This window comes from Aquabacter sp. DMC10, from assembly GCF_056314145.1.
This window is the reverse complement of record NZ_JBQUYX010000004.1, coordinates 90,911-115,112: the sequence shown is the minus strand read 5'-3', so window position 1 is coordinate 115,112 and position 24,202 is coordinate 90,911. Positions and strand designations below refer to the sequence as shown.

At 67.7% G+C, this 24,202-nt stretch carries 20 protein-coding genes; 7 read left to right on the top strand and 13 right to left on the bottom strand.

Annotated features, from left to right (window positions below):
* The first annotated feature begins 135 nt into the window (after positions 1 to 135).
* The 5 genes from ACT54L_RS12310 (at position 136) to gmk (ending at position 5,397) form a co-directional block, all read left to right on the top strand.
* Complete coding sequence (locus ACT54L_RS12310; protein ID WP_029003376.1) at positions 136 to 372, top strand: acyl carrier protein; 237 nt, start codon at positions 136 to 138, stop codon at positions 370 to 372.
* A 78-nt stretch (positions 373 to 450) separates the two neighbouring features.
* Complete coding sequence (gene fabF / locus ACT54L_RS12305) at positions 451 to 1,713, top strand: beta-ketoacyl-ACP synthase II (RefSeq protein ID WP_476085877.1); 1,263 nt, start codon at positions 451 to 453, stop codon at positions 1,711 to 1,713.
* Positions 1,714 to 1,983: 270 nt separating this feature from the next.
* Positions 1,984 to 3,510 (top strand): endolytic transglycosylase MltG, encoded by a 1,527-nt coding sequence (mltG, locus tag ACT54L_RS12300; RefSeq protein WP_476085876.1) that lies wholly within the window; start codon positions 1,984 to 1,986, stop codon positions 3,508 to 3,510.
* A gap of 298 nt (positions 3,511 to 3,808) precedes the next feature.
* Positions 3,809 to 4,696 (top strand): YicC/YloC family endoribonuclease, encoded by an 888-nt coding sequence (locus tag ACT54L_RS12295; protein ID WP_476085875.1) that lies wholly within the window; start codon positions 3,809 to 3,811, stop codon positions 4,694 to 4,696.
* Positions 4,697 to 4,710: 14 nt separating this feature from the next.
* On the top strand, positions 4,711 to 5,397 hold the full coding sequence (gene gmk / locus ACT54L_RS12290; protein WP_476085874.1) for a guanylate kinase: 687 nt from the start codon (positions 4,711 to 4,713) through the stop codon (positions 5,395 to 5,397).
* A 135-nt stretch (positions 5,398 to 5,532) separates the two neighbouring features.
* On the opposite strand, the gene ACT54L_RS12285 is transcribed toward gmk, so the two are convergent.
* The 12 genes from ACT54L_RS12285 to ACT54L_RS12230 all read right to left on the bottom strand — a co-directional run bounded on the left by ACT54L_RS12285 (position 5,533) and on the right by ACT54L_RS12230 (position 20,365).
* A complete protein-coding gene (locus ACT54L_RS12285) occupies positions 5,533 to 6,774 on the bottom strand; it encodes a histidine-type phosphatase (RefSeq protein WP_476085873.1) in 1,242 nt (413 codons plus the stop codon).
* Positions 6,775 to 6,899: 125 nt separating this feature from the next.
* Entirely contained in the window at positions 6,900 to 7,766 is an 867-nt protein-coding gene (gene rsmA / locus ACT54L_RS12280) for a 16S rRNA (adenine(1518)-N(6)/adenine(1519)-N(6))-dimethyltransferase RsmA (RefSeq protein WP_476085872.1), read from the bottom strand.
* Entirely contained in the window at positions 7,763 to 8,785 is a 1,023-nt protein-coding gene (pdxA, locus tag ACT54L_RS12275) for a 4-hydroxythreonine-4-phosphate dehydrogenase PdxA (RefSeq protein ID WP_476085871.1), read from the bottom strand. Before pdxA ends, rsmA begins: the two co-directional genes overlap by 4 nt.
* Before the next feature lie 14 nt (positions 8,786 to 8,799).
* A complete protein-coding gene (locus ACT54L_RS12270) occupies positions 8,800 to 9,732 on the bottom strand; it encodes a peptidylprolyl isomerase (protein WP_476085870.1) in 933 nt (310 codons plus the stop codon).
* A gap of 127 nt (positions 9,733 to 9,859) precedes the next feature.
* Entirely contained in the window at positions 9,860 to 12,373 is a 2,514-nt protein-coding gene (locus ACT54L_RS12265; protein WP_476085869.1) for an LPS-assembly protein LptD, read from the bottom strand.
* Positions 12,370 to 13,464 carry an LPS export ABC transporter permease LptG gene (lptG, locus tag ACT54L_RS12260; RefSeq protein WP_476085868.1) on the bottom strand — a complete coding sequence of 365 codons (1,095 nt, stop codon included), beginning with the start codon at positions 13,462 to 13,464 and terminating at the stop codon, positions 12,370 to 12,372. Before lptG ends, ACT54L_RS12265 begins: the two co-directional genes overlap by 4 nt.
* Positions 13,465 to 13,468: 4 nt before the next feature.
* Positions 13,469 to 14,629 carry an LPS export ABC transporter permease LptF gene (gene lptF, locus ACT54L_RS12255; RefSeq protein WP_476085867.1) on the bottom strand — a complete coding sequence of 387 codons (1,161 nt, stop codon included), beginning with the start codon at positions 14,627 to 14,629 and terminating at the stop codon, positions 13,469 to 13,471.
* A gap of 95 nt (positions 14,630 to 14,724) precedes the next feature.
* The gene (gene mepA / locus ACT54L_RS12250; protein WP_476085866.1) at positions 14,725 to 15,639 is read right to left on the bottom strand and encodes a penicillin-insensitive murein endopeptidase; all 915 of its coding nucleotides are present in this window, start codon (positions 15,637 to 15,639) and stop codon (positions 14,725 to 14,727) included.
* Positions 15,640 to 15,748: 109 nt separating this feature from the next.
* Positions 15,749 to 17,104: a ribosome biogenesis GTPase Der gene (gene der, locus ACT54L_RS12245; RefSeq protein ID WP_476085865.1), complete on the bottom strand. Its 1,356-nt coding sequence runs from the start codon at positions 17,102 to 17,104 to the stop codon at positions 15,749 to 15,751.
* 25 nt (positions 17,105 to 17,129) lie between these two features.
* Positions 17,130 to 17,393, bottom strand: a complete 264-nt coding sequence (locus tag ACT54L_RS12240) for a hypothetical protein (protein WP_476085864.1) — start codon at positions 17,391 to 17,393, stop codon at positions 17,130 to 17,132.
* Between the two features lie 11 nt (positions 17,394 to 17,404).
* Entirely contained in the window at positions 17,405 to 18,088 is a 684-nt protein-coding gene (locus tag ACT54L_RS12235; RefSeq protein WP_476085863.1) for a tetratricopeptide repeat protein, read from the bottom strand.
* Positions 18,089 to 18,295: 207 nt separating this feature from the next.
* On the bottom strand, positions 18,296 to 20,365 hold the full coding sequence (locus ACT54L_RS12230) for an NAD(+) synthase (RefSeq protein WP_476085862.1): 2,070 nt from the start codon (positions 20,363 to 20,365) through the stop codon (positions 18,296 to 18,298).
* 160 nt (positions 20,366 to 20,525) lie between these two features.
* Between ACT54L_RS12230 and ACT54L_RS12225 the strand changes: the two genes are divergently transcribed.
* Together ACT54L_RS12225 and ACT54L_RS12220 are read left to right on the top strand one after the other, a co-directional pair.
* Positions 20,526 to 21,989, top strand: a complete 1,464-nt coding sequence (locus ACT54L_RS12225; RefSeq protein ID WP_476085861.1) for an MFS transporter — start codon at positions 20,526 to 20,528, stop codon at positions 21,987 to 21,989.
* Positions 21,990 to 22,297: 308 nt separating this feature from the next.
* On the top strand, positions 22,298 to 22,552 hold the full coding sequence (locus ACT54L_RS12220; RefSeq protein WP_476085860.1) for a hypothetical protein: 255 nt from the start codon (positions 22,298 to 22,300) through the stop codon (positions 22,550 to 22,552).
* A gap of 63 nt (positions 22,553 to 22,615) precedes the next feature.
* On the opposite strand, the gene ACT54L_RS12215 is transcribed toward ACT54L_RS12220, so the two are convergent.
* Entirely contained in the window at positions 22,616 to 23,986 is a 1,371-nt protein-coding gene (locus ACT54L_RS12215) for a glutamine synthetase family protein (RefSeq protein ID WP_476085859.1), read from the bottom strand.
* Positions 23,987 to 24,202: the final 216 nt, after the last annotated feature.

The following is a 24,202-nucleotide window of genomic DNA, read 5'->3' as shown; positions in this document are numbered from 1 at the left end:
CTTGGACGACGGTGCTTCGATCTGCCCGGTCGGATACGAGCATGGGGGCTGGGCACGGCGCGTGAAAGGCTTTATGCCGTCTCACAGCCGCCGTACGGCAGAGAGACAATTTTTTCAGATAACGAGGGTGCATCGATGAGTGACATCGCCGAGCGGGTGAAGAAGATCGTCGCGGAGCATCTGGGCGTCGAGCCCGAGAAGGTTACGGAAAACGCCAGCTTTATTGACGATCTCGGCGCCGACAGCCTCGACACCGTCGAGCTCGTGATGGCCTTCGAAGAGGCCTTCAACACCGAGATCCCGGACGACGCCGCCGAGACCATCCTGACGGTCGGCGACGCCATCAAGTTCCTGGAAAAGAACGCGGCCTGATCGCCGTCATCATGATACTGACGGCCGCGGTGCGCCACGCGCCGCGGCCGTCGTCGTGATCGTACCCGGAGTTCCCTCATGAGACGTGTTGTCGTCACTGGCCTCGGCATGGTGACGCCGCTCGGCTGCGGCGTCGAGCCCAGTTGGCGGCGGCTGATTGCGGGCGAGAGCGGTGCCAAGCGGGTCGACCGGTTCGACGTTGCCGACCTCGCCTGCCAGATCGCCTGCACCATTCCTCGGGGCGATGGCTCCGACGGCACCTACAATCCCGACGATTGGATGGAGCCGAAGGAACAGCGCAAGGTGGACGAGTTCATCGTCTTCGCCATGGCGGCTGCCTCCCAGGCGCTGGACGATGCCGGCTGGCATCCGCAAAGCTATGAGGACCAGACCAATACCGGCGTCCTCATCGGCTCCGGCATCGGCGGCATCGAGGGCATTGCGGAAGCCTCCCTCATCCTGCGCGATCGCGGGCCCCGGCGCATTTCTCCCTTCTTCATTCCCGGCCGCCTCATCAATCTGGCGGGCGGCTATGTGTCCATCGCCCATGGGCTGAAGGGTCCGAATCACGCGGTGGTCACCGCCTGCTCCACCGGCGCCCACGCCATCGGCGATGCAGGCCGTCTGATCGCACTCGGCGATGCCGACGTGATGGTGGCCGGTGGCACCGAATCTCCCGTGAACCGCCTGTCGCTGGCCGGCTTCGCCAGCTGCAAGGCGTTGTGCACGGCCTTCAACGACGATCCCGCGCGCGGCTCGCGCCCCTATGACAAGGACCGCGACGGCTTCGTCATGGGCGAAGGCGCCGGCATCGTGGTGCTGGAAGAGTACGAGCATGCCAAGGCGCGCGGCGCCAAGATCTATGCCGAGCTGGTGGGCTATGGCCTGTCCGGCGATGCCTTCCACATCACCGCCCCCTCGCCGGACGGCGACGGCGCCTATCGGTGCATGTCCGCCGCGCTGAAGCGGGCGGGGATCACCGCCTCCGACATCGATTACATCAACGCCCACGGCACCTCGACCATGGCGGATGAGATCGAACTGAAGGCGGTGGAGCGGCTGCTGGGCAATGCGGCGGCCAATGTCTCCATGTCCTCCACCAAATCGTCCATCGGCCACCTGCTGGGTGCGGCCGGCGCGGTGGAAGCCATCTTCTCCATCCTCGCCATCCGCGACCAGGTGGCGCCTGCGACGCTGAACCTGGAGAACCCGTCGGTGGATACCCCCATCGACCTGGTGCCCCAGAAGGCCCGCTCCCGGAAGGTGGATACCGTGCTGTCCAACTCCTTCGGCTTCGGCGGCACCAATGCGTCGCTGATCTTCCGCCGCGCGGACGCCTGACCTTTGCCGGCGGCCTTCGGGCCGCCGGTCACGCCTTTCAGGCCCCCGCGATCCTGCAAAATGCATCGGATCGGTGCGGGCGTCGCATTTCCGTCCAGATAAGCGCTATCCCCTTTCGGGCGCCGACGCGAGGGAAGGTCCTGGAACCAGGAAAGCTCCTGGAACCGGATCTTCTCGTCTTTCCTTGGGAAGGTGTGGTCGTGCCGGTCCTGCGCCGGCCCCGGCCATGTGCGGTGACGCGCGCAGCGAGAGTGATGGGAGACGTCCGCGATGGCCACCAACGACCCGAACGCCCCCACCCCGCCGCCCGGCGCGCCCGCCACCGGGGACGCCGCGCCCGCAACGCCTGTCATTCCCACCCGCGTCGAGCCGACGCCGGAGCCCGCCGTCCCGCCGACCGATAGCGGGCAGACCGGCTTGGAACAGCCGAGCGCACCGCAGGTGAGCGCGGAGCCGACGGGCGCGCAGATGCCGTCCGCCGCCGCTGGCTCCAGCTTGCCCCCCGCTCCGGCTCCGGCCACCCCCGAGGATGTCGCCGCCCGCCCGGCGCCGGCGGCACCGCCCCCGCCCCCGCCCCAGCCAGCGCCGAAGACGCCCGAGGGCGGCAAGCCGCGTGGACGCAAGCCCGTGAAATCCAAGCCCATCGACCCCAAGAAGCGCCCCTCCCGGGGCGCCCGGCACCCGGCGGTGGTGATCGGCAGCGGGGTCTTCACCTTCCTGCTGTTCCTGGCAGTGGGTGGCGGCCTCATCGCCTGGTATGGGCAGATGAAATATGCCGCCCCCGGTCCCCTGCCGGAGGAGAAGACCGTCCTCATTCCCCGTGGCTCCGGCGGGCGCGACATCGCCGAGATCCTGGAGCGGGAAGGGGTGGTGGACAATTGGATGCTGTTCATCGCCAGCCAGCAGATTGCCCGGCGGGGCGAACCGCTGAAGGCGGGCGAATATGTCTTCCCTGCCCACATCTCCCTTGCCGACGTGCTCGACCAGATGGTGGCCGGCAAGGTGGTGCAGCACCAGGTGACCATCCCGGAAGGCCTGACCACCAAGCAGGTGGTGGACCGCCTGATGGCCAATGACCTGCTCACCGGCACCCCCCGCATGCCGCAGGAAGGCACGCTTCTGCCGGAAACCTACAATGTGGTGCGCGGCATGCGGCGGGACGAACTGCTGGGGCGCATGGCCGCCGACCAGCAGAAGGTGGTCAAGGAATTGTGGGACAAGCGCGCCCCGGACCTGCCGCTGAAGTCCCCCCAAGAGATGATTATCCTTGCCTCCATCGTGGAGAAGGAAACCGGCAAGCCGGAGGAGCGCCCGCGGGTGGCGGCGGTCTTCATCAACCGCCTGAACCGCAAGATGCGCCTGCAGTCGGACCCCACCATCATCTACGGCATCGTAGGCGGAAAGGGCTCGCTGGGCCGCCCCATTTCCAAGACCGACATCGCCACGGCGACGCCCTACAACACCTATGCCATTGACGGCCTGCCCCCCGGCCCCATCGCCAATCCCGGCCGCGAGGCACTGGCGGCGGTGGCCAACCCGGCCAAGACCAAGGACCTGTATTTCGTGGCGGATGGCACCGGCGGCCATGTGTTCGCCGAGACCCTGGAGCAGCACAACCGCAACGTCGCCCGCTGGCGGGAGATCGAGGCGGACGCGCGCCAGCGGGCAAGCCAGGGGGGCAATGCCAATCCCTCCGGCACCGGGACGGGAACGGGAACGGGAACGACAGCCCCCGCCACGGCCCCGGCAGCGACCCCGCCAGCCGCCGGCCAGCGGGCACCGGCCAACGCCAACTGAGCCCGTGCGGCGGCCGCGCGGGGGTTAAGTCCCGCTGCGCGGCCGCACCGAAACTCTCCCCCCTGCCGTTTCGCGCCTCGCCCAGCGCTCCCCTTCCCCCCTGCGCCTTTGAGCCGCAACGGCTATAGGAAGGATGGGCTGCGCCAGTGCGCGAAACGGGCCCCTCTCCGTTCGGAAGGGGCTCGGGATAAGGCGGGGCGGGCGCGACACCCGGGCGGCTCGCCATGGTTCAACAATCGAGGCCGGGCCGCCCCCCAGCCTCCAGAGGAGCGGACGGCCTGAGGCCGCCGGAACGTCCATGTCCCTTCAAAGCATGACCGGATTTGCACGCGCCCAGGGCTCCACGGGGCCGTGGCGCTGGAGCTGGGAAGTCCGCTCGGTGAACGCGAAGGGCCTCGACGTGCGGCTTCGCCTGCCCTCCGGCTTCGAGGAATTGGAGGCCGGCGCCCGCACCGCCGCCTCGCGTCTGCTTTCGCGCGGGTCCGTATCGGCCACATTCACCCTTGCCCGCGAGGGGGACAAGGTATCCGTCGCCGTCAATGAGGCAGCCCTCCAGGCCCTCATCGCGGCGACGCGGTCGGCCGCCGAGCGCTTCTCCCTGCCGCCCGCCAGCCTGGATGCGCTCCTGGCGGTGAAGGGCATCGTCGAAGTCAGCGAAGCCGACACCGTGGACGAGGACCGCGCCGGCATCGCGGCGGCGGCGCTCGCCGCCTTCGAGACGGCCCTGGCCGATCTCAAGGTGATGCGGGACCGGGAGGGGGGTGCCTTGCGCGTTGTGCTCCTCGACCGGCTGGATGCCATCACCGCCCTGGTGGACAGGGCGGAAGCCCTCCCCGAGCGGCAGATCGAGGCCATCCGCGCGCGGCTGGCCGAACAGGTGCACGCCCTCCTGGACACCGGCGCTCCCCTCGATGCCGAACGGCTCCATCAGGAAGCCGCCCTTCTGGCGGCCAAGGCGGACATCCGGGAAGAGCTGGACCGGCTGCGCGCCCATGTGGCCGCCGCGCGGGAGCTGCTGGAGGCGGGAGGACCGGTGGGCCGGCGGCTGGACTTCCTGGCCCAGGAGTTCAACCGCGAGAGCAATACCCTGTGCTCAAAGTCCAATGCGGTCGCGCTCACCCAGATCGGGCTTGACCTGAAGCTCCTGGTGGATCAGTTCCGCGAGCAGATCCAGAACATCGAGTGACCCGGTTCCCTGACATGGCCAACCCGACCCCGTCCCACTTCTCCCTGCCGGGCTGGAAGCCCGGCTCGAAGTCCGGCCTTGCCCGGCGTGGCCTGATGCTGGTCCTGTCCTCGCCCTCCGGCGCCGGCAAGACCACGCTCTCCCGCAAATTGCTGGCGCAGGACGACCGCATCACCATGTCGGTCTCCGTCACCACCCGCCCGCCGCGCCCCGGCGAGGTGAACGGCAAGGACTATTTCTTCGTCGACGTGGCCACCTTCCAGCGCATGCGGGACGAGGGCGAGCTGCTGGAGCACGCCACCGTGTTCGGCAACCTCTATGGCACCCCCCGCAAGGCCGTGGAGGAAGCGCTCTCGGCGGGGCGCGACGTGCTGTTCGACATCGACTGGCAGGGCACCCAGCAATTGGACCAAAGCGCCCAGCAGGACCTGGTGAAGGTGTTCCTGCTCCCCCCGTCCGCGGCGGACCTGGAAAAGCGCCTGCGCACCCGCGCCCAGGACACCGACGAGGTGGTCCATCAGCGCATGTCCAAGGCCTCCGACGAGATCAGCCACTTCACCGAATATGACTACATCCTCATCAACCAGGATGTGGACGACAGCCTCGCCAAGCTCGTCTCCATCCTCCAGGCCGAGCGCCTGAAGCGCCGCCGCCTCACGGGGCTGGCCGATTTCGTCAAGGGCCTGCGCGACGCGCTCTGAGCGCGCCGGGAGCACGCCCGACCGGCGTGTGGTCTAGAGCGTCTGAGCGTTTCATGGAAACACTTAGACGCTCTATCTCTTTGTTTTCACGCATTTCCTTCACACGAACCGGTTCCCACTTCGCTCGGAAATGCTCTAGGGAAGGCAGCCGGCCGGCAGTTCGGGGAGGATGCGCGCGCGCACCTTCTCCAACGGGCAGAAGGCTTCGCCCGGGCAGTCGGGGAAGGACACGGAGACCGAGCGCACCTTGCCCGGATCGAGGCTGCGCATACCCTCCAGTTCCGCATACCAGATGCGCAGCGCAAGGCTTTCGGCCCCCGTCGCCGGATCGCGCCAGCGCTCCAGTGCGAAGGCGGTGGCCGGCGCGGTCTTGTCCGGCTGGCCGGGCAAGGTCCAGTCCACGCCGAAAATGCCGGCCATGCTGGACAGATTGTTGTCGTGGCCGGCGAAGGCCAGCAGCTTCAGGCCGGGACCCACGGGGGGATCGGCGGCGCGCGGCACGCCGGACAGGGTGTTCAGCATCACCTGCGCCATGGCGCCCCCCGCCACGCGGGCGATGCCGGGCATCTGGCGGGAGAACCAGACCACCCGATCGCGGGCGGCCAGGAGCGGCGCCATGGCCTGCGGCGTCGCCGCCAGCCCCCAGCCTACGTTGTCCGCCGGCATGCCCTGGGCATATTCCAGCAGGAAAATCTCGGCCGCATCTGCCGTGATGGCCAGCGGGCCGGTGATCCGCACCCCCTTGCCGGTGATGGCAAAGGCGGTGGCGGCGGGATCGAACGGCGGGCCGTTCGGCCGCAGGATGGCGCTCATGGCGGCTATGGCGCGCGCGGAGGCGGGGTCCACCAGCGGGCCGCTGGCCTCCACCGCTTGCCGGAGCGCCTCGCGATCATACCGGCAGGCCTTGCCCACCCGCCGGAACAGGGGGTCCAGCGTGCCGTCGGGCGCATGGGACACATCCGCATCGCAGCCGGGGGCGAAGCTGCGCGCCATGCGGCGGCCGCTGCGCCGCGTGCGCTCGTCCTTGGCATCGGACCACACGCGCACCGTCGCGCCAGGACAACCCTGGGCGGCCAGCAGCCCGGCGGCCACATAATGGGTGCGCATGGCCGAGGCGACGAGCCCGACCACTTCGACGCCCTTGTCGGTGAGATCGCCCCGCGTCGCCGGCCAGGCGGGCCAGGTGCGGTCGGTCCAGCTGCCCAAGGTTTCCGCCGACTGGGTGGGCGCCCGCACCCCGTGCCGCTGCACCAGGACCACCTGCTCCAGCACCGGCTCGGCCGCCGCGGGGCGGCCCCCGCCGACGGCCGCGAGGCAAAGGGCGAGGACCCCAAATGTGAGCCGCAGGCCACCGCCGCCGGGCCTTGGTTGCGCCATGAGCCTGTCCTCCGCCGCCGGATGTTCGGTCGCTTCAGCATTCCCTGGAAACGGAGAAGCGATCCAACTCTTTGTTTTGGCACATATCCTTCACGCGAACCGGGTCCCCGTCGCGCGAAGAGGCTTCAGGCCGCCACGATGCGATCCGCCCTCAGGGCCGCCAGGGCATTGGCGAGCTTCACGAAGCCGGCCACGTCGATCTCCTCCGCGCGGGCCGTCTCCTCGGCCCCGGCCTTGTCCAGCAGCACGGCGGTGTCCACGCCGAGGGACTTCAGGCTCTGGCGCAGCATCTTGCGGCGCTGGCCGAAGGCGGCCTGCGTGACCTGTTCCAGATCGCCCAGCCGGCACGGCAGGGGCGCCTCGCGCGGCACCAGATGCACCACGGAGGAGGTCACCTTGGGCGGCGGCACGAAGGCGGAGGGGGCCACGTCGAACAGGATCTTCGCCTGGGTGCGCCAGCCGGCCAGCACCGCGAGGCGCCCATAGGCCTTGCTGCCCGGGGTGGCGACGATGCGCTCGGCCACTTCCCGCTGGAACATGAGGGTGAGCGAGGCGAACCAGGGCGGCCAGGGGTCCACCGAAAGCCAGCCCACCAGGAGCAGCGTCGCCACATTATAAGGCAGATTGGCCACCACCCGCGCCGGGCCCTCGCCCAGCAGCGGCAGCACATCCACTTTGAGGGCATCGCCCTCGATCACATGAAGGCGGCCCGGATAGGCCTCCTGGACCTCGGCGAGGGCTGCGATGCACCGCCGGTCCCGCTCCACCGCCACCACGCGCGCGGCGCCCAGCGCCAGCAGCGCCCGGGTCAGGCCCCCCGGCCCTGGCCCCACCTCCACAACGCAGGCCCCCTCCAGTGGGCCGGAGCCCCGGGCGATGCGCGCGGTGAGGTTCAGGTCCAGCAGGAAGTTCTGTCCCAGCGACTTCTGCGCGGACAGATCGTGCCGGCGGATCACATCCCGCAGCGGCGGCAAGGTGTCGATGGCGCTCATGCGGCGACATCCTGTGCCCCGGCCCGGTCCGCCCGCGACAGGCGCCCGGCCAGGGCGATGGCGGCCATCAGGCTGGAGGGATTGGCGCGCCCGGTCCCCGCCAGGTCGAAGGCGGTGCCGTGATCCGGCGAGGTGCGCACGAAGGGCAGGCCAAGGGTCACGTTTACACCATCATGAAAGGCCAGGGTCTTGGCGGGGATGAGCACCTGGTCGTGGTATGGCCCGATCACCGCGTCGTAGGTGGCGCGGGCCTCCTCGTGAAACAGGGTGTCCGCCGGCAGCGGGCCGCGGATGTCGATGCCCTCCGCCCGCAGATCCGCAACCGCCGGGCGCAGCACGTCCTCGTCCTCCCGCCCGAGCGTCCCCTCCTCCCCCGCATGGGGATTGAGGCCCGCCAGGACCAGGCGCGGATGGGGCAGGCCGAACCGCCGCACCATGTCCCGGGCCAGGATAAGGCCCGTGCGCACCAGGAGATCGCGGGTGACGAGGCGCGGCACATCCTTGAGCGGGACGTGAATGGTGGCCGGCACCACGGCGAGCCGCGGCGACCAGATCATCATCACCGGATGGGGCACGCGGCCGTCCGCAGCCACGCAGCGCGCGGCCAGATATTCGGTATGACCGGGAAAGGGAAAGCCGGCGGCATAGACCACCGACTTGGCCAGGGGCGCGGTGACCAGGCCGCTGGCGCGGCCGGCCTGCACATGGTCCATGGCCTGGTCGAGGCTCGCCACCACGGCGGCGGCGCTGGTGCCGTCCGGCCGGCCGGGCGCGGCAGTGGCGCGGGGGCCGGCCGGCTCCACCGGAAGCGCGTCGGGAAAGCTGGCGGCGGCCTCCGCCATCCCCACTTCCCGCACGGGCACGCTGAGGCCGAGAAGGCGGGCGCGGCTGGCCAGGAGGGCGGGATCGCCAATGGCGCAGAAGGGCGGGGTCGCCGCCGTGCGGCGGGCCCAGGCGAGAAGCGCGATGTCCGGCCCGATGCCGGCCGGCTCGCCAAGCGTAAGGGCCAGGGCCGGCATGGCTGCGGCCGGCATCAGCGATACACGATGAGCGCGGCCTTGCGCAGCTGCTCCATCAGCTTCTTGGATTCCGCCTGGAACTGGGTGGACGCCAGCTGCTCCTTGATCTCCCGCTTGGTGGAGACCTCGCCCTTGACCTCGGTCTTGCCGCACACGGCGAAAATTTCCACGCCGGACTGGGTGACCTCGGGCGGCGTCAGGCGGCCCACCTCGGTCTTGTCCAGGATCTGGCGCAGCTGGGGCGGCATTTCCGAGGACAGGCGGAACACGGGGGAGCGCACCACCACTTCCTTCATGGACTTGATGGATTCAAGGCCGGCATCGCAGCCGTTGAACCGGGCCTTCAGGGCATTGGCCTCTGACAGGCGCGAGCCATGGGCGTTGGAATTGCGCGGCACCACGAAGATGATGGGATAAAGCTTATATTCGGTGGACACCATCTGGACGTTGCCGCGCTGCTGCACGGCCGCCACCACGTCCTGGTCGCGCACATTCACCGTCGGCGCGCGCGCCCGCACATATTGCTGCCAGACATTGTCCGCCCGCAGCTTTTCCTTGAAGGCGGCGGGGTCGACGCCCGCCTGCTGGAAGCCTTGCGCCAATTGCTGCGGGGTGCGCCCGCTGCGCTCGGCCACGCTGTTGAACAGCCGGTCCAGATCTTCATCGTCCAGGGTGATGCCGATCTTGGCGGATTGCTGGATCTTGATCTTCTGATCGATCAGCTCTTCCAGCGTCTCTTTCTGGCTGGGCGACTTGCCCTCGATCATCTGGTGCAGCTTCATCCGCTGCGCCACGTCGAAGGAGGTGATGGGCTGGCCGTTCACCAGGGCCAGGATCTGCTGCGCCGAGGCCGGCGTGCCGAACGCCGCCAGCGCCAGCAGCAGCCCGAAGGCGAATGCCACGGTGCGGCTGGCGAAGTGGGACGGTGTCGGGCGTGAGGACTTCATTTGGCCGTCAGATCGCAGGGGGTTAGCGCGGAGGGCGGGCCCGGCTGATGCAGCCTTGCCCAAAGCACATTAATTCGCCCGCTCCTGTGGCGGCAATGGGGCCGAGGCCCCGGCCCCCGCTTTGCGGTCAATTGGAACCGATGCCGGTGGAGACCTTGGTCTGGCCGAGGGTGCGCAGGCCGATGGTGAGCATCACCGTATTGGACGGCGAACCATTGGGCCCGTTCACCGTGTAGTTGGAGATGTAGCTCAGGGCCATGGTGAAGCAGTCGTCGGCATAATTGAGCGCCACCGACACCAGGTCGAAGGCGGACTGGGCGATGTTGTAGCGCACGCCGCCGCCCACCGACCATTCGTCGGTCAGCTTGTAGGAGGCGGTCGTGTAGATGCCCTGCCGCTCGTAATAATAGCCGAGCAGCGGCTGGGGCGCATATTGGCCATAGACGGCCGAGAACGACACCCGGTCGAAGGAGGTGCGGCCTTCAACCTCGAACCGCTGCATGGAGAAATTGGCCTGGTCGAACCGGAAGCGGGAGATGAATTCCAGGTTCGAGGTGGGCGAGTAGGAGAAGCGCGCCACATAGTCGGAGACATCGGTCTCCAGGCCCGATTCCAGACCCGTGTTGGCCATGTCGCCATTGGCGTACGAATTCTTGCCGAACAGGTGGTAGGACTGGCCGATCAGGGCGGTGACCAGGCCGGCCTTGTTGATGGCCGCGGTGTAGGTGATGCCCACGTTCAGGCGGCCGCCGCCTTCGACCCGGTCCCAGCCGGAATATTTGTCCACCTCGAACAGGTTGCTGTCGTCGAAGACCAGGCTCTGGGCGTCTTCGTTGGGCAGCTTGCCGATGGCGGTCTCGTTGGGACGGATGACGATCTGGGCCCGCGGCTCGATGGTCTGCACGCCCCAGTTTTCCACCGAGATGAAGGGATAGCGATAGTCGAGGCCGATCACCGGCATGGCGCGGATGATGCTCTCGTCGCCGGACTGCAGCGGGTTCTGGCCCGGCAGGGTGATGCCGCTGGTGTAGCTGGTGGGCAGCGTGCTGACGTTGGAATGGGCCACGTCCACCCGCGCGCTGGCGAACGGCGTCCAGACCTGGCCGGCCTGATCGGTGATGGACTTCTTCCAGTAGAGCTCCGCCGACAGCCGCTGATAGTCGCCCGGCGCGCCGCGCAGCAGGCACTGGGTCGGGTTGGGATTGGTCAGGGCGCACGAGCCGGCGGGAATGCCCACCCCGCCATTGGCATAGGAGGTCGCCGACGACATGCCGACGAAGTCCGCCTGCTGGCGCGAGATGGAGTTGAAATTCACCTTGACCCCGGCCTCGCCGCCCCAGAGCGGGTTCCCGAACACATAATTGTAGTTGAACGTGCCAACCACCGGGATCTGGTTCTGGTTGTCGGTGACGGACAGGCCAAGGAAATACAGGGCCCGCAGGTCGAAGAAGCTGCGATCGCCCTGGCCGGTCAAATAGACCTGCGAGATGGCCTCGGTGGGCGTGGCGCTCACCAGCCCCATGGGGTCGGTATAGCCGGCCAGCTTATAGTCGTTGATGAAGGTGCGGTCGGAGGCCAGCGTGCCGTCCCAGCCCCACTTCCAGAAGTTGTTGATGGCGAACTCGCCGGCGCTTTGCACCACGCCGCGGCTATCGCGGTAGCCCGGCAGGCCGGCAAATGCATCCTTGTCCTGCTGCATGATGCCGGCGGCGCGGATGTTGTAGCTGCCATTGATCAGCCGCTGCCGCCACTCGCCCTGCATCAGCAGGCCCTGCTTGGAATAATAGACCGGGGTGATGGTCAGGTCCCGATCGGGCGCGATGTTCCAGAAGAACGGGATACCAACGCCGAAGCCCAGTTCCGAGGAATTGGCGAACACGGGCGTCAGGAAGCCGGTCTTGCGCTTCACCGTCGGGTCGGGGGTGGAGAAATAAGGGAAATAGGCAATGGGCATGCCGAAGAATTCAAGCGTGGCGTCCTTGTAGTAGATCATCTGCTCATCCTGGTTATGGATGATGCGCTGGGCCTTGACCTGCCACAGGACCGGCTTTTCCGGCTTGTCCTTGCACGGCTCGCAAGCCGTGTAGACACCGTTCTGGAACACGGTGATGTTGCCCTCCAGGCGATCCGCCCGGGTGGCCGCGAAATGGGTCTTGTCGGGCGAATCCACCCGCAGGGAATCGATGAAGCCTTCCTTGAAGTCCTCGGTCAGCTGCAGCTTGTCGGCATTGACCACCTGCCCGTTCTTCTCCTTGAGACGGACATTGCCTTCCGCGATGACCAGATTCTTGGCGCGGTCATAGGTGACGCGCTGCGCCTCCAGGGACGCTCCGTCGTAATACAACTGTACGTTGCCAACGGCGCCGACCGTATTCTTTTCGTAGTCGTAGACCAGCTCGTCGGCGGTCACGAGCATCTTCTTGTTGGGATCGGAATGGTCGAGCCCGCGCCCCGCCAGGAGGCTGCCGCCGGGTCCGCTTTGGGCGGCCGCGCTGCCCATCTGGGCGATGGCGAGAAGGAGGGTGCACAGCAAAACCAAGGCGAAGCCGCGGGCGAGGGCCAAGCCTCTCCCGGCCGCGCGCCGGGTGCGGCGCACGGGGGTCACTTCACGATCCTCGGCGGGAGCAATCCCGACGGTCATCCGTCCTCCCGGTGCAACAAAACCAAGACCCCAAGAACAATCCCAGCCACCGCCGGAAACCAAGCTGCGGCAACGGGATGGATCACCCCTGCCTCTCCGAGATCCTCCGCGAGCTTGGTGCCAAGATAAAGCAGAAAGCCGGCAGCCACGCCACCGAGAATCGTCTGCCCCACACCACCGAAGCGGAACACCCTTAACCCAACCACAGCGGCGATCAGGACCATTGCAATGAGCAGAAATGGCCGCGCCAAAAGACTCTGGAAGTGGAGCCGGTAGCGTTGTGCTCCAAAGCCCGCCTGCTCGGCCGCCGCGATGGCGTCCGGCAGTTGCCAAAAGGACACGGTGTCCGGCGAGGTCAGGGCCTCCTGAATCTGGTTCGGATCCAGATTCGTTGCCACCACGAAGGTCTCGAAGGTCTGCTGGTCGAATCCGGGGATGAGCACGCGCGCATCCTGCAACTCCCAGTAGCCGCGCTGCAAGGTGGCGGACTTGGCCTCGATGCGCTGCAGCACCCGGTCATTCTTGTCGAACTCGAAGACGGTCACGCCGAGGAGCTGGCGCCCGCCGTGCTGGCTGGTGGCGGCCTGGATGATGGCTTGCCCGTCCAGGCTCTGCTGACGAATCCAGAAGGCCGTCCGGCCGGAGGGAAGCACGCCGCCGGACGAGGAATTGAAGATGTCCCCTTCGATCCGATTGGCCCGTTCCTTGAACTCGGCCGACACCGGATTGAACACGGCGGTGGAGAAGGCGCCGATGAGGAAGGCCACCAGCACCGCGGGGAAGATGAACTGCCAGGCCGACAGGCCCACCGCCCGCGCCACCACCAGTTCCAGCTTGCGCGACAAGGTCACGAAGGCGGCGATGCCGCCGAACAGCACCGCGAATGGCAGCAATTGCTCGGTGAAGGCCGGGGTCCGGTAGATGGTCAGCATGGCCACCATGGCGGCGGTCACGGTATCCCGATCCGCCGTCCGGCGGGTCATCTCCAGGAAGTCCACCAGCATGATGAGGGCGACGCAGGAGACGAAGATCAGCACCACCGCCGAAAAGAAGCGCTTGGCGAAATAGAAGCCGAGGGTGGGGCCGATCATCGGGTCACTCGGCGTTCATGCGCGCGAGGCGCCGGGAGACGGCTTCCATCAGGCGGGTGAGACCCTGCGGCGCCGAGAATCGGACCCAGCCCTGCACCACCAGGCCGCAGATGACGATGCAGCTCAGCGGCAGCAGATAGGCCAGGGGAATGGCCGCGCTGGACGTGCGCAGCATGCCGCCCACCACGAAGGAGGCGATCTGCAGGCCCACCATGATGGGAATGATCGCCACCAGCGCCATGGACCGGCTCTGGCGCGTGGTGCGGGGGCTGGCCAGGGCGGAGGCCGCCACGGCGAAGAAGGCGAAGGGATAAAGGCCCGCCGACAGGCGCTTGTGCACTTCCTCGCGGAAGCGGCCGGTCTGCTTCAGCAGCACATAGACATCGCTCGGCGGGGGATTGAGCACATAGGTGAACTCCCGCTCATTGGGGCGGTAGTCATTGCCCTGCTTGCCGGGGGCGAGATCGTTCAGGCCCAGGGCATAGCGCTCGAAATCCACCACGGACCCGTTGCCGGAGGCCCCCGGGGTGCGCCGATGAATGGAGCCGTCTTCGAGCACGAGAAAGGTCCCGCTGGGGGTGTCCACGATGCGACCATGGTCGGCCACATAGGTGGAGATTTCCTTCTCGCGGGAATCATTGATGAACACGCCGCGCATCAGCCCGGTGTTGTCGCGGTCGCGCACATGGAAGACGAGGCCGTCGGCCACCGTCACGAAGCGCCCGGGCTGGGCGACGAAGGACACCACGTCCGCGCCCACCTTGGTCACCTTCTCGCGGAACATCCGCAAGCTCGCCGGCACAAGGTCGATGGAGAGGGCGGCACAGAACGCCGACACCAGAACGGCCAGCAGGATCATCGGCCGCAGCACCCGCCAGGGGCTCATGCCCGCGGAGGCCATCACCACGATCTCCGAATCGCCGTTCAGCTTCAGCAGGGTGTAGGCGGTGGCGATGAACAGGGCGGCGGGCGCGATCACCAGCACCAGGGTGGGCACGGTGAGGCCGGTGATGGCCAGGAAGGACAGGATGGTCTGGCCCTGGCTCGTCACGAGGTCGAGCTGACGCAACGCCTGCGTCGACCAGATCATGGCCGTCAGCACCAGCGTCACGCCCACGAATGCCGTGGCGGCGGTGGAAAAGATGTACCGGTCGAGACGGCCCATGCACCTTCCTGCGACGCGCGCTCACCGCCCTGGCGCGCGATCAATCTAGAACCACTCCTGGATAGCCGCTCCCGCGCTGCAGCGCAAATCGACGCTCAGCGGGCCAGCAACACATCCGTGCACGTGGCCGGCAAATCGGCCATGGTCAAAGGCGGCTTGGGCTTGACCGGCTCCTTGGAGGGCTTGGGATGGAGCACCTCGTCGGAGAACCACCAGTCCAGTTCCGCGCCGCACCCCTCCCCCACCGGTACCGGCTCCTGGGGGCGGCATTGCGGGCTGTCGGCGGGACAGGCGAGCCGCACATGCATGTGATAATCGTGCCCCCAATAGGGCCGCACCTTGGTCAGCCACGACCGGTCGCCCCGCGCATCCCGGCACAAGGCCTTCTTGATGGCCGCATTGACGAAGATGCGCTCCACGTTGGGCTCGATGGCGGCGGCGCGGATGACTGCCACATGGTCCGGCGTCCACACCGCCTTGTCCACGTCGAGCCGGTCCGGCCGCACGATCATGGTGGCGGACATGGTCTCGCGGGCCTCGCGGGACAATTCCTTGCCGGGGCTCGGGGTCAGCCAGATGTCCACGTCGAGCCCCACCTGGTGGGAGGCGTGGCCGGTGCGCATGGGGCCGCCGCGCGGCTGCGCCATGTCGCCCACCAGGATGCCCGGCCAGCGGGAGACCTTCGGCACGGTGACCGCGAAGGCCTCGATGAAGTCGATGAGCTCGGGATGGCCCCAGTTGCGATTGCGCGACAGGCGCATCACCTGCCAGGCCGGGCCGTTCACCGGCAGAGCGGAGGCCCCGGCGACGCAGCCCTTGGAATAAAAGCCGATGGAGCGGGCGGCGAGCGGGGCCGGCGTGGCGGCCGCGCCGAACAGCTCCTTCGCCGGCTTTCCCGCCACCGCATCGGGGGCGGGCGTCTGCGCCTGTGCCGAGGCCAGGGCCCCAAACAGGACGAACGGCACGGCGAGGGTCAGCAGGCCAAGTCGGCCGATGCGCGCGCGTTCCATGCCGTCTCCTCCTGTTCGCCCCGGCACGCCCCCTCTTGGAACGGGTGCACCGATCATCCCGGATTTAGCCGGGCGGGCGTGAAGGATGTCCTAAGCGCACCCCCGCCCCTCACGGCGCGTAGGGATTGTCCTTTTCGCGCAAGGTCAGGCGGATGGGCACGCCGGGCAGGTCGAAGGCCTCGCGCAACCCGTTGGTGATATAGCGCAAATAGCTCTCCGGCAGGGCATCGGCGCGGGAGCAGAACAGGACGAAGCTCGGCGGGCGGGCCTTGGGCTGCGTCATATAGCGGATCTTCACCCGCTTGCCCGAGACGGCGGGCGGGGGATGGGAATCGGTGGCTTCCTGGAGGAAGCGGTTGAGCGGATTGGTGGGAACGCGGATGTTCCACACCCGGTGGGTCTCCACAATCGCCTCCATCAGGCGATCCAGGCCCCGGCCGGTGAGGCCGGACATGGGCACCACGGGCACGCCGCGCACCTGGGGCAGCCAATGGTCCGCCTCTTCCCGCAGCTTGGTGGCAAGGCCCCCGGTGGGGATGAGGTCGCACTTGTTATAGCCGAGCACCACCGCCCGGCCCTCGCGCACCACCAGGTCGGCGATGCGCAAATCCTGCTCCTCGAACGGACGCTCGGCGTCCATGAGCACCACCACCACCTCGGCGAACTTCATCGCCCGCAAGGCATCGGCGGCGGAGAGCTTTTCCAGCTTGTCGTCGATGCGCGCCCGCTTGCGCAGACCGGCGGTGTCATAGAGCTCGAATTTGCGCCCGCGCCATTCCAGCTCCACGGAGATGGAATCGCGGGTGATGCCGGCCTCGGGACCGGTCAGCAGGCGATCCTCGCCCAAAAGGCGGTTGATGAGGGTGGACTTGCCCGCATTGGGGCGTCCCAGCACGGCCACCTTGATGGGGCGGTTGGCGCGGTCGCCCTCCTCCTCCTCGGGCTCGGGCTCAAGCTGCGCGGCGGTCTGCGCCGGCAGCGCGTCGCAGATGGCCTCATAGAGGTCGGACAGGCCCTCGCCATGTTCGGCGGAGAGCGGAATGGGCGTGCCGAGGCCCAGTTCAAAGGCCTCGATTGTCCCGGCCTCGCCACCCCGGCCTTCGCTCTTGTTGGCCACAAGGATGGTGGGCTTGCCGGAGCGCCGCACCAGGCCGGCAAAGGCGCGGTCGGTGGGGGTCAGGCCGATGCGGGCGTCGATGATGAACAAAATGGCGTCGGCATCGCCGATGGCCGCCTCGGTCTGGGCGCGCATGCGGCCCTCGAGCGTCGCCGCGTCCGCTTCTTCGAGCCCGGCCGTATCCACAATGCGGAAGCTGAGGTCGCCCAGCCGCCCCTCCCCCTCGCGCCGGTCGCGGGTCACGCCCGGGCGATCGTCCACCAGGGCAAGCTTCTTGCCCACCAGGCGGTTGAACAGGGTGGACTTGCCCACATTGGGCCGTCCGACGATGGCGAGGGTAAAGGACATGAAAGGACCGCCGGAGCCGTCTGGCTCAGTTGCGCTGGGTCGTCCCGCCCTGCTGCTGCTGCGGCTGAAGGACGGTGGGATCCACGTTGGAATTGGACGGCTGCGCCAGCGGGCTGGAATAATTCACCCCCGGCACGCCCTGCGGGAAGACGGGCTTGCGCTCGCCCGGGAGCGGCGTCTTCTTCTCCTCGAAGGGATTGAACTTGTCCAGCGACTCGCAGCTGGCGACGCCGAGCCCGAGGGCCGTGACAATCGCCAGGCGCAGGAACAGGGAGGGGCGATGGGCCATGTCTGCGATCCTCACTGGGTGGCGGCAGCGCCGACGGCGGGGTTGATCTGTGCGGCCGCAGCCGTCAGGGCGCGGATGAGCTCGGCGCGGTTGCGCACGCCGGGCGGAACCTCCGGCTCCTCCAGGAGGAGCGCGGCGGCCTTGTTGGCGGCGGCCAGGTCGCCGGCCTTGTACTGGGCCAGCGCCAGGATCTCGCGGGCCGAATAGCGCAGCGCGCTCTGGCTGTCCGCCAGCCCCTGGAGGCGGCTCTGAAGGTCGGCCAGCGGGGCGGTGTCGACCAGAAGGAGGCCGGCGCGCACCCGGGCCAAGTCACGGGCAAGGGTGGACAGGCTGGCATCGGCGGCGATGGCATCGAAGGCCGCCGCGCCCTTGGCCTTGTCGGCCTGCGCCATCTCGGCCGCGGCGCGGAAGCGCGCCAGCATCTGGTATCCGGCGGTGCCGTCCTTGGCGAGGGCGAGATAGGCGGCCTCGGCATCGGCCGCCTTGCCGGCGAGCGCCAATTGGCTGGCCGCCTCGAATCGGGCCCCGGAGGCCTGCTCCTGCTGCAGCTTCCACCATTTATAGGTGGCATAGCCGGCCGCCCCGGCAATCACCGCAATCACCAAGGCGACGAACACGATGCCGTAGCGGTCCCAGACCCTGCGCAGGCGGTCGCGCCGCAGGTCTTCTTCGATCTCATGGAAAATATCGGTCATGAACGGTCCGGTAACGGGGGATCGCACGGGTCGCAACAGGTCAGCGCGCGGCACGACGCCCGCGCTTGGTCGAGGGCGCGTAACCTATCCATGCGGCTTCATCGTGGCAAATGCCTTCTAGGCCGACCGCCGCGCACCGCCCACCCATCCCTCGCCGCATCCCATTCCCTAGCGTCACACAGAAGGCAGGCAAGTCGGGGGCGGCCATCAGGCGTCCGGCACATTCTCCGCCAGCTCCTTCAGCCACACCTTGGCCTGGCCATCGGAGGGGGCGCGCCAGTCGCCCCGGGGGGACAGCGCCCCGCCCGAGGAAATCTTCGGTCCGTTGGGCAAGGTGGAGCGCTTGAACTGGCTGACGAAGAACCGCGACAAGAACACCTTGAGCCAAGCCTTGATCTCGCCGAGGGCATAGGCTCTTCGCTCGGCCTCAGGCATGTCCTCCGGCCAGGCGCCGCGCGCCGCATCGCCCCAGGCATGGTGGGCGAGGAAGGCGATCTTGGACGGCCGGTAGCCGTAGCGCGTCAGGTAGAACAGGTTGAAATCCTGCAGCGCATAGGGCCCGACGATCTGCTGGGTCGACTGGATCGCCTGCCCCTCCCCGGCCGGCACCAGCTCGGGAGAGATCTCGGTGGCCAGGATCGACAGCAGGATCCGGGCGGTCTCCCCATCCACGTCGCCGGACCCCGCCACGAAACGAATCAGGTGCTGGATCAAGGTCTTGGAGACGGAGGCGTTGACATTGTAGTGGGACATGTGGTCGCCGACCCCATAGGTGCACCACCCCAAGGCCAGCTCCGACAGATCCCCCGTCCCCACCACCAGCCCCCCGGCCTGGTTGGCCAGGCGGAACAGATAATCGGTCCGAAGCCCCGCCTGCACATTCTCGAACGTCACATCATAGACCGCCTCGCCGCTGGCGAACGGGTGGCCCATGTCGGCCAGCATCTGCCGGGCGGCGGGCCGGATATCAATCTCCTGCGCACTCACCCCCAGCGCCTTCATCAGCGCCCAGGCATTGGCCTTGGTGTGGTCGGAGGTCGCAAACCCAGGCAGCGTATAGGCCAGCACGTTGGAGCGGTCGCGCCCCAGCAGGTCCATGGCCTTGACCGTGACGATGAGAGCCTGGGTGGAATCCAGCCCGCCGGACACCCCGATCACCGCCTTCTGGAGGCCGGTGGCCTCCAGCCGCTTGGCCAACCCCTGCACCTGGATATTGTAGGCCTCGTAACAATCTTCCCGCAGGCGGGCCGGATCGGACGGGACAAACGGAAAGCGCTCGATTGCGCGCTGAAGTGGTACCGGATGGTCGGGCTTATCCAGCCGGAATTCCACCACACGGAACTCCGCCCCGCCCCCCTCCTCCCGCACACTGTCCCCATAGGTGGACATGCGCATGCGCTCCTGCCGGATGCGCCCCAGGTCCACGTCCGCCGTGGCAATCACCGCGCCGGTGGGGAAACGCTGCGTCTCGGCCAGCAGGTCGCCGTACTCGAACACCGCGGCATGGCCATCCCAGGCCAGATCCGTGGTGGATTCCCCCGGTCCCGCTGCCGAATAGGCATAGGCCGCGACCGCGCGGGCCGACTGGCTGGCGCACAGAAGCCGCCGGCTGCGTGCCTTGCCGATGGTGATATTGGAAGCGGACAGGTTGAGCAGCACCTCGGCCCCGGCCAGCGCGGCATGGGTGGAGGGCGGCAGCGGCACCCAGATGTCCTCGCAGATTTCCGCGTGGAAGGTGAAGGGGACGGAGCCTTCCGAGCGGAAAATCAGATCGACACCGAAGGGGGCTTCCTGCCCGGCCACCTCGATGCGGCGGCCCCTCACCCCGGCGCCAGAGGTGAAATGCCGGCGCTCATAAAACTCCCGGTAATTGGGCAGATAGGTCTTCGGGACCACGCCCAGCACCGACCCGCCGTGGATCACCACCGCCGTATTATAAAGCCGGCCTTCGCGGCGCAGCGGCGCCCCCACCAGCAGCACCGGGAAGAGATCGCGCGACGCCGTCACCAGCGTGCCGATGGCGGCCTCCACCTCGTCCAGCAGCGCATCCTGGAACAGGAGGTCGTCAATGGCGTAGGAGGACAGCCCAAGTTCCGGGAACAGCAGAACGGCCGCCTTGGCCGCATGCCCCTCGCGGGCGATGCGGAGCGTCTCCTCCACCGCGAATTCGGGATCAGTCACCGTCGCCCGCGGCACGCAGGCGGCGATGCGCACGAATTCGTGAGCGTAGAGAGAGGTGAAGTCCGAGGTGAGGTCCGAGGTGAGGTCCTTGGCCACGCACATCTCCTGTTCGCCGCCGGGCATCGCTAGCTCTACAGGATGCGGCACGGCTCTTCCACCGCACCAACCGCATGCACCCCGCGCCGGTTCTGCGTCCGGCACGCTTTTCCAAGGCCGCGGATTTCATTTAAGGATGGGGCCCGAAAGCAGAGCGAACATGCCGGCTGGCCTCTCCCACCATTTGCCCCGCCAGGTCCTCATCCCCCTGATCGTGGCCTGCGCCCTGTTCATGGAACAGGTGGATTCCACCATCATTTCCACGGCCTTGCCCGCCATCGCCACCGCCCTCCAGGAAGACCCGGTCTCGCTGAAACTGGCGATGACCTCCTATCTCCTGTCCTTGGCGGTGTTCATTCCCGCCAGCGGCTGGGCGGCGGACCGCTACGGCGCGCGCACCGTGTTCCGCTCCGCCATCGTCATCTTCACCTTGGGCTCGATCCTGTGCGGCCTGTCCACGGGGCTCGCCGACTTCGTGCTCTATCGCATCATCCAGGGCATGGGCGGAGCGATGATGGTGCCCGTGGGGCGCCTTGTCATCCTGCGCTCCATCCCCAAGGCGGAACTGGTTTCGGCGCTCGCTTGGCTGACCATGCCGGCCTTGCTCGGGCCGGTGCTGGGCCCGCCGCTCGGCGGCTTCATCACCACCTATTTCGACTGGCGCCTGATCTTCTTCATCAACGTGCCCATCGGCGTGCTGGGTGTGATCCTGGCCACGCGCTTCATCGAGAATGTGCGCGAAGAGGATGTGCCGCCCCTCGATCTGCGGGGCCTCGTGCTGTCAGGGGTCGGGCTTTCCGGCATCGTCGCGGGCCTGGCCCTGATGGGCGAGGCGGTGATGTCGGTGTGGCTGGCCCTGGCGGTGGGCTCGGCCGGTGTCATCGTCTTCGCCTTCTATGTGCGCCATGCGCACCGCACGCCCCATGCGGTGATCGACCTGCGGCTGTTGCGGCTCACCACGTTCCGGGCGGGCGTTCTGGGGGCGTCGCTGTTCCGGGTGGGCATCGGCGCCATTCCGTTCCTGCTGCCGCTGATGCTGCAACTGACCTTCGGCCTCTCCCCCCTGGCCTCCGGCCTGCTGACCTTTGCTTCGTCGGCCGGCGCCCTGGTGATGAAGACCACCGCCGCCCCCATCATCCGCCGCTTCGGATTCCGGCGCATCCTGGTGGTCAACAGCCTCCTCTCGTCCGCCTTCATCGCGGCGAACGTGCTGTTCACCCCGGACACGCCCCATCTGGTCATCATGGTGGTGCTGCTGGTGGGCGGCTTCTTCCGGTCGCTGGAATTCACCGCCCTCAATGCCATCGCCTATGCGGACGTGGAACAGGCGGATATGAGCCGCGCCACCTCCTTCGCCAGCGTTGCCCAGCAGGTCTCCCTGTCAGTGGGGGTGGCGGTGGCGGGCATGGTGCTGGAGGCCATGCGCGAATTCCGCGGCTCCGACACCCTGGTCCAGGCGGACTTTACGCCTGCCTTCCTGGTGGTGGCCGCCATTTCAGCGCTCTCGGTCTTCTCGTTCCTGCGCCTGCCCAAGGATGCGGGGGCGGAAATGGCGGGAGCCAAATCCACCATCGAGAAGCACACCCTGCCAGATCCCCGCAGCGAAGTGCCGCCGCAGCCCTGAGGGGGAACGGTTCAGCGGGCGGGACGGCTGGTCACGTCCGCCCAGGCCAGCACGGCAGCGAAGAGCACGAAGGCCGCAACAACGGCACTGATCACAACGGCGACATCGGCGGGCATGGCATCCTCCCTTGGTTGTTGCAGCCAAGGCTAAGAAGGTTGCCGTTTCAGCCCCTTGACGTGCGTCAAACCATGCGCCCGCCGCATGCCGAAAAATCGGGCTCCCAGGCAGGCCCCCTGGACTTTCCCTCTGGAAGGACCATGTTGATGCGACATGGGGGGAACAACCCAGAATAAAAAGGAGGATTTGCCATGGCCCACGTCGCACGGCGCATGCCGGAGGATTTCGGCCACGTCCCCGCTACCGCTGCCCTTCCCAACAGGGAAGAGCGCGGTCTGGTGCCTTCGGGCGGCATTTCAGGCAGCACCCATGCGGGCATGAGCGGCGCCATCTCCGATGCCGTGACCTGGCGCACCACCGCGCCCAGCATCCCGCCGGATGTCGAGCCGGTCCATATGGAACGCGCCCGCCGCCGCCATTGGCGCCGGCCCCGTGCCGCCCACTGAGGGGCCGCGGGGAAGGTTTGCATGCAGCTGGGGCATCCCGAGGGATGCCCCAGGCTTCAGCCGCTAAAGATACGTGTCGTACTCGAGGGACGAAATGACGCGTGCGAACGCGTCCAGTTCCGCCTGCTTCATGACCGCGAAGATGCGCCGATACTCCTCCCCGAATGCCCGGGCGATGAAGTCGGACGTGCGGAACCGGTTGATCGCCTCGCTCATGGATGGCGAAAGGCTCTCCGCCTCGTGGTCATAGGCATTGCCGCTCAAGGGCGCGGGCGGCTCAATGCCCGCTTCGATGCCTTCCAGCATGCCGGCGAGGATGCCGGCCAGCACCAGATGGGGATGGGCATCGGCCCCGGCGATCCGGTGCTCCAGACGCTTGGCATTGGCCGGGCCGTTGGGCACCCGCACCGCCACCGAGCGATTGTCGAAGCCCCAGGTTATGCCGGTCGGCGCATAGCTGCCAGGCACCAGGCGCCGATAGCCATTGAAGCCTGGCACGAAGAAGAGCAGCGTCTCCGCCATGGTGGACAGCAGCCCGCCGGCCGCGTGGCGCAGCAGGCGGTCCCCCTCCCCGCCCTCGCGGGCGAAGGCGTTGGCGCCCGTTTGATCCTTCAGGCTCACATGCACGTGCATCCCGTTGCCGGCAAAGTCGAGCAGGGGCTTGGCCATGAAGGTGGCGCGCAAACCGTGGCGCCGCGCGACGCCATCGATGAGCCGCTTCAGCAAGATGGCATCGTCCGCCGCGGCCATGGGGTCAGCGCGGTGATAGAGGTTGACCTCGAACTGGCCGGGTGCCGCCTCGGAGATGACCGTGTCGGCCGGCAGGCCTTGGGTCGCCGCCGCCGTGCGCATGTCATGCAGCACCGGCGCAAAGGCGTCGAGGTCGGACATGGAATACATGTTCTGCCGCGCCTGCCCGGTGGCCGGGAAGACCGGCTCGGGCGGCTGGCCCGGATCGCCGGGCTTCAGCAGGTAGAATTCCAGCTCGAACGCCACCACCGGCGTGAGGCCCAGGGCGGAAAAGCGCTCGACGACGCGGGCCAGTTGCTGGCGAGGATCGAGCAGCCAGGGGCGGCCATCCGGCTCATGCATGGTTATGAGCACCTGCGCCGCCGGGCGCGGAGACCAGGGCACCGGCTTCAGCGTGCCGGGCACGGGCCAGCACAGGCCGTCCTTGTCGCCGGTCTCCAGATGAATTTCGGTGGCCTCCACCTCACAGCCCCAGATGTCGAGGCCGAAGATGGACAAGGGAATGGCGACACCGCTGTCCCAGATCTTGGCCAGGGAATGGCCAGGGATCCACTTTCCGCGCAGCACGCCGCTGGTGTCGGGCAGGAGGACTTCCACGATGTCGGGAACACCGTAGGATTGAATGTAGGATTTCGCCTCGTCTCCGGCCAAAGCCGGGGCCGCGCCCTGCGCGGGTGAAACCATCAGAGGAGCCTCCTGAGCCCCGCTCTGCGCTTCAGGTGCACCCTGAAGAAGGCGACTGCGTTCTGGAACCTGCATGATACTCCATCATCCAAATGATGCCCGCTCATAGGAGCATATCGGGTGCTTACGGACAAGCTATAGCTTTGGGTGATCTTTCGTGCACCGCTGCTTTATTTTCGCCGCCTCGTTTCCCTATCCCGTGGCGGAGATTTCTTA

Bases quoted from the DNA above. Each gene is read 5' to 3' on its own strand.
- fabF (WP_476085877.1), top strand. From the start codon at position 451: ATGAGACGTGTTGTCGTCACTGGCCTCGGCATGGTGACGCCGCTCGGC.
- pdxA (WP_476085871.1), bottom strand. From the start codon at position 8,785: ATGCCGGCCCTGGCCCTTACGCTTGGCGAGCCGGCCGGCATCGGGCCG.
- rsmA (WP_476085872.1), bottom strand. From the start codon at position 7,766: ATGAGCGCCATCGACACCTTGCCGCCGCTGCGGGATGTGATCCGCCGG.
- ACT54L_RS12295 (WP_476085875.1), top strand. From the start codon at position 3,809: ATGTCCCTTCAAAGCATGACCGGATTTGCACGCGCCCAGGGCTCCACG.
- ACT54L_RS12225 (WP_476085861.1), top strand. From the start codon at position 20,526: ATGCCGGCTGGCCTCTCCCACCATTTGCCCCGCCAGGTCCTCATCCCC.
- ACT54L_RS12270 (WP_476085870.1), bottom strand. From the start codon at position 9,732: ATGAAGTCCTCACGCCCGACACCGTCCCACTTCGCCAGCCGCACCGTG.
- lptF (WP_476085867.1), bottom strand. From the start codon at position 14,629: ATGGGCCGTCTCGACCGGTACATCTTTTCCACCGCCGCCACGGCATTC.
- mepA (WP_476085866.1), bottom strand. From the start codon at position 15,639: ATGGAACGCGCGCGCATCGGCCGACTTGGCCTGCTGACCCTCGCCGTG.
- gmk (WP_476085874.1), top strand. From the start codon at position 4,711: ATGGCCAACCCGACCCCGTCCCACTTCTCCCTGCCGGGCTGGAAGCCC.
- ACT54L_RS12240 (WP_476085864.1), bottom strand. From the start codon at position 17,393: ATGGCCCATCGCCCCTCCCTGTTCCTGCGCCTGGCGATTGTCACGGCC.
- ACT54L_RS12235 (WP_476085863.1), bottom strand. From the start codon at position 18,088: ATGACCGATATTTTCCATGAGATCGAAGAAGACCTGCGGCGCGACCGC.
- mltG (WP_476085876.1), top strand. From the start codon at position 1,984: ATGGCCACCAACGACCCGAACGCCCCCACCCCGCCGCCCGGCGCGCCC.
- ACT54L_RS12285 (WP_476085873.1), bottom strand. From the start codon at position 6,774: ATGGCGCAACCAAGGCCCGGCGGCGGTGGCCTGCGGCTCACATTTGGG.
- ACT54L_RS12310 (WP_029003376.1), top strand. From the start codon at position 136: ATGAGTGACATCGCCGAGCGGGTGAAGAAGATCGTCGCGGAGCATCTG.
- ACT54L_RS12265 (WP_476085869.1), bottom strand. From the start codon at position 12,373: ATGACCGTCGGGATTGCTCCCGCCGAGGATCGTGAAGTGACCCCCGTG.
- der (WP_476085865.1), bottom strand. From the start codon at position 17,104: ATGTCCTTTACCCTCGCCATCGTCGGACGGCCCAATGTGGGCAAGTCC.
- ACT54L_RS12215 (WP_476085859.1), bottom strand. From the start codon at position 23,986: ATGGTTTCACCCGCGCAGGGCGCGGCCCCGGCTTTGGCCGGAGACGAG.
- lptG (WP_476085868.1), bottom strand. From the start codon at position 13,464: ATGATCGGCCCCACCCTCGGCTTCTATTTCGCCAAGCGCTTCTTTTCG.
- ACT54L_RS12220 (WP_476085860.1), top strand. From the start codon at position 22,298: ATGGCCCACGTCGCACGGCGCATGCCGGAGGATTTCGGCCACGTCCCC.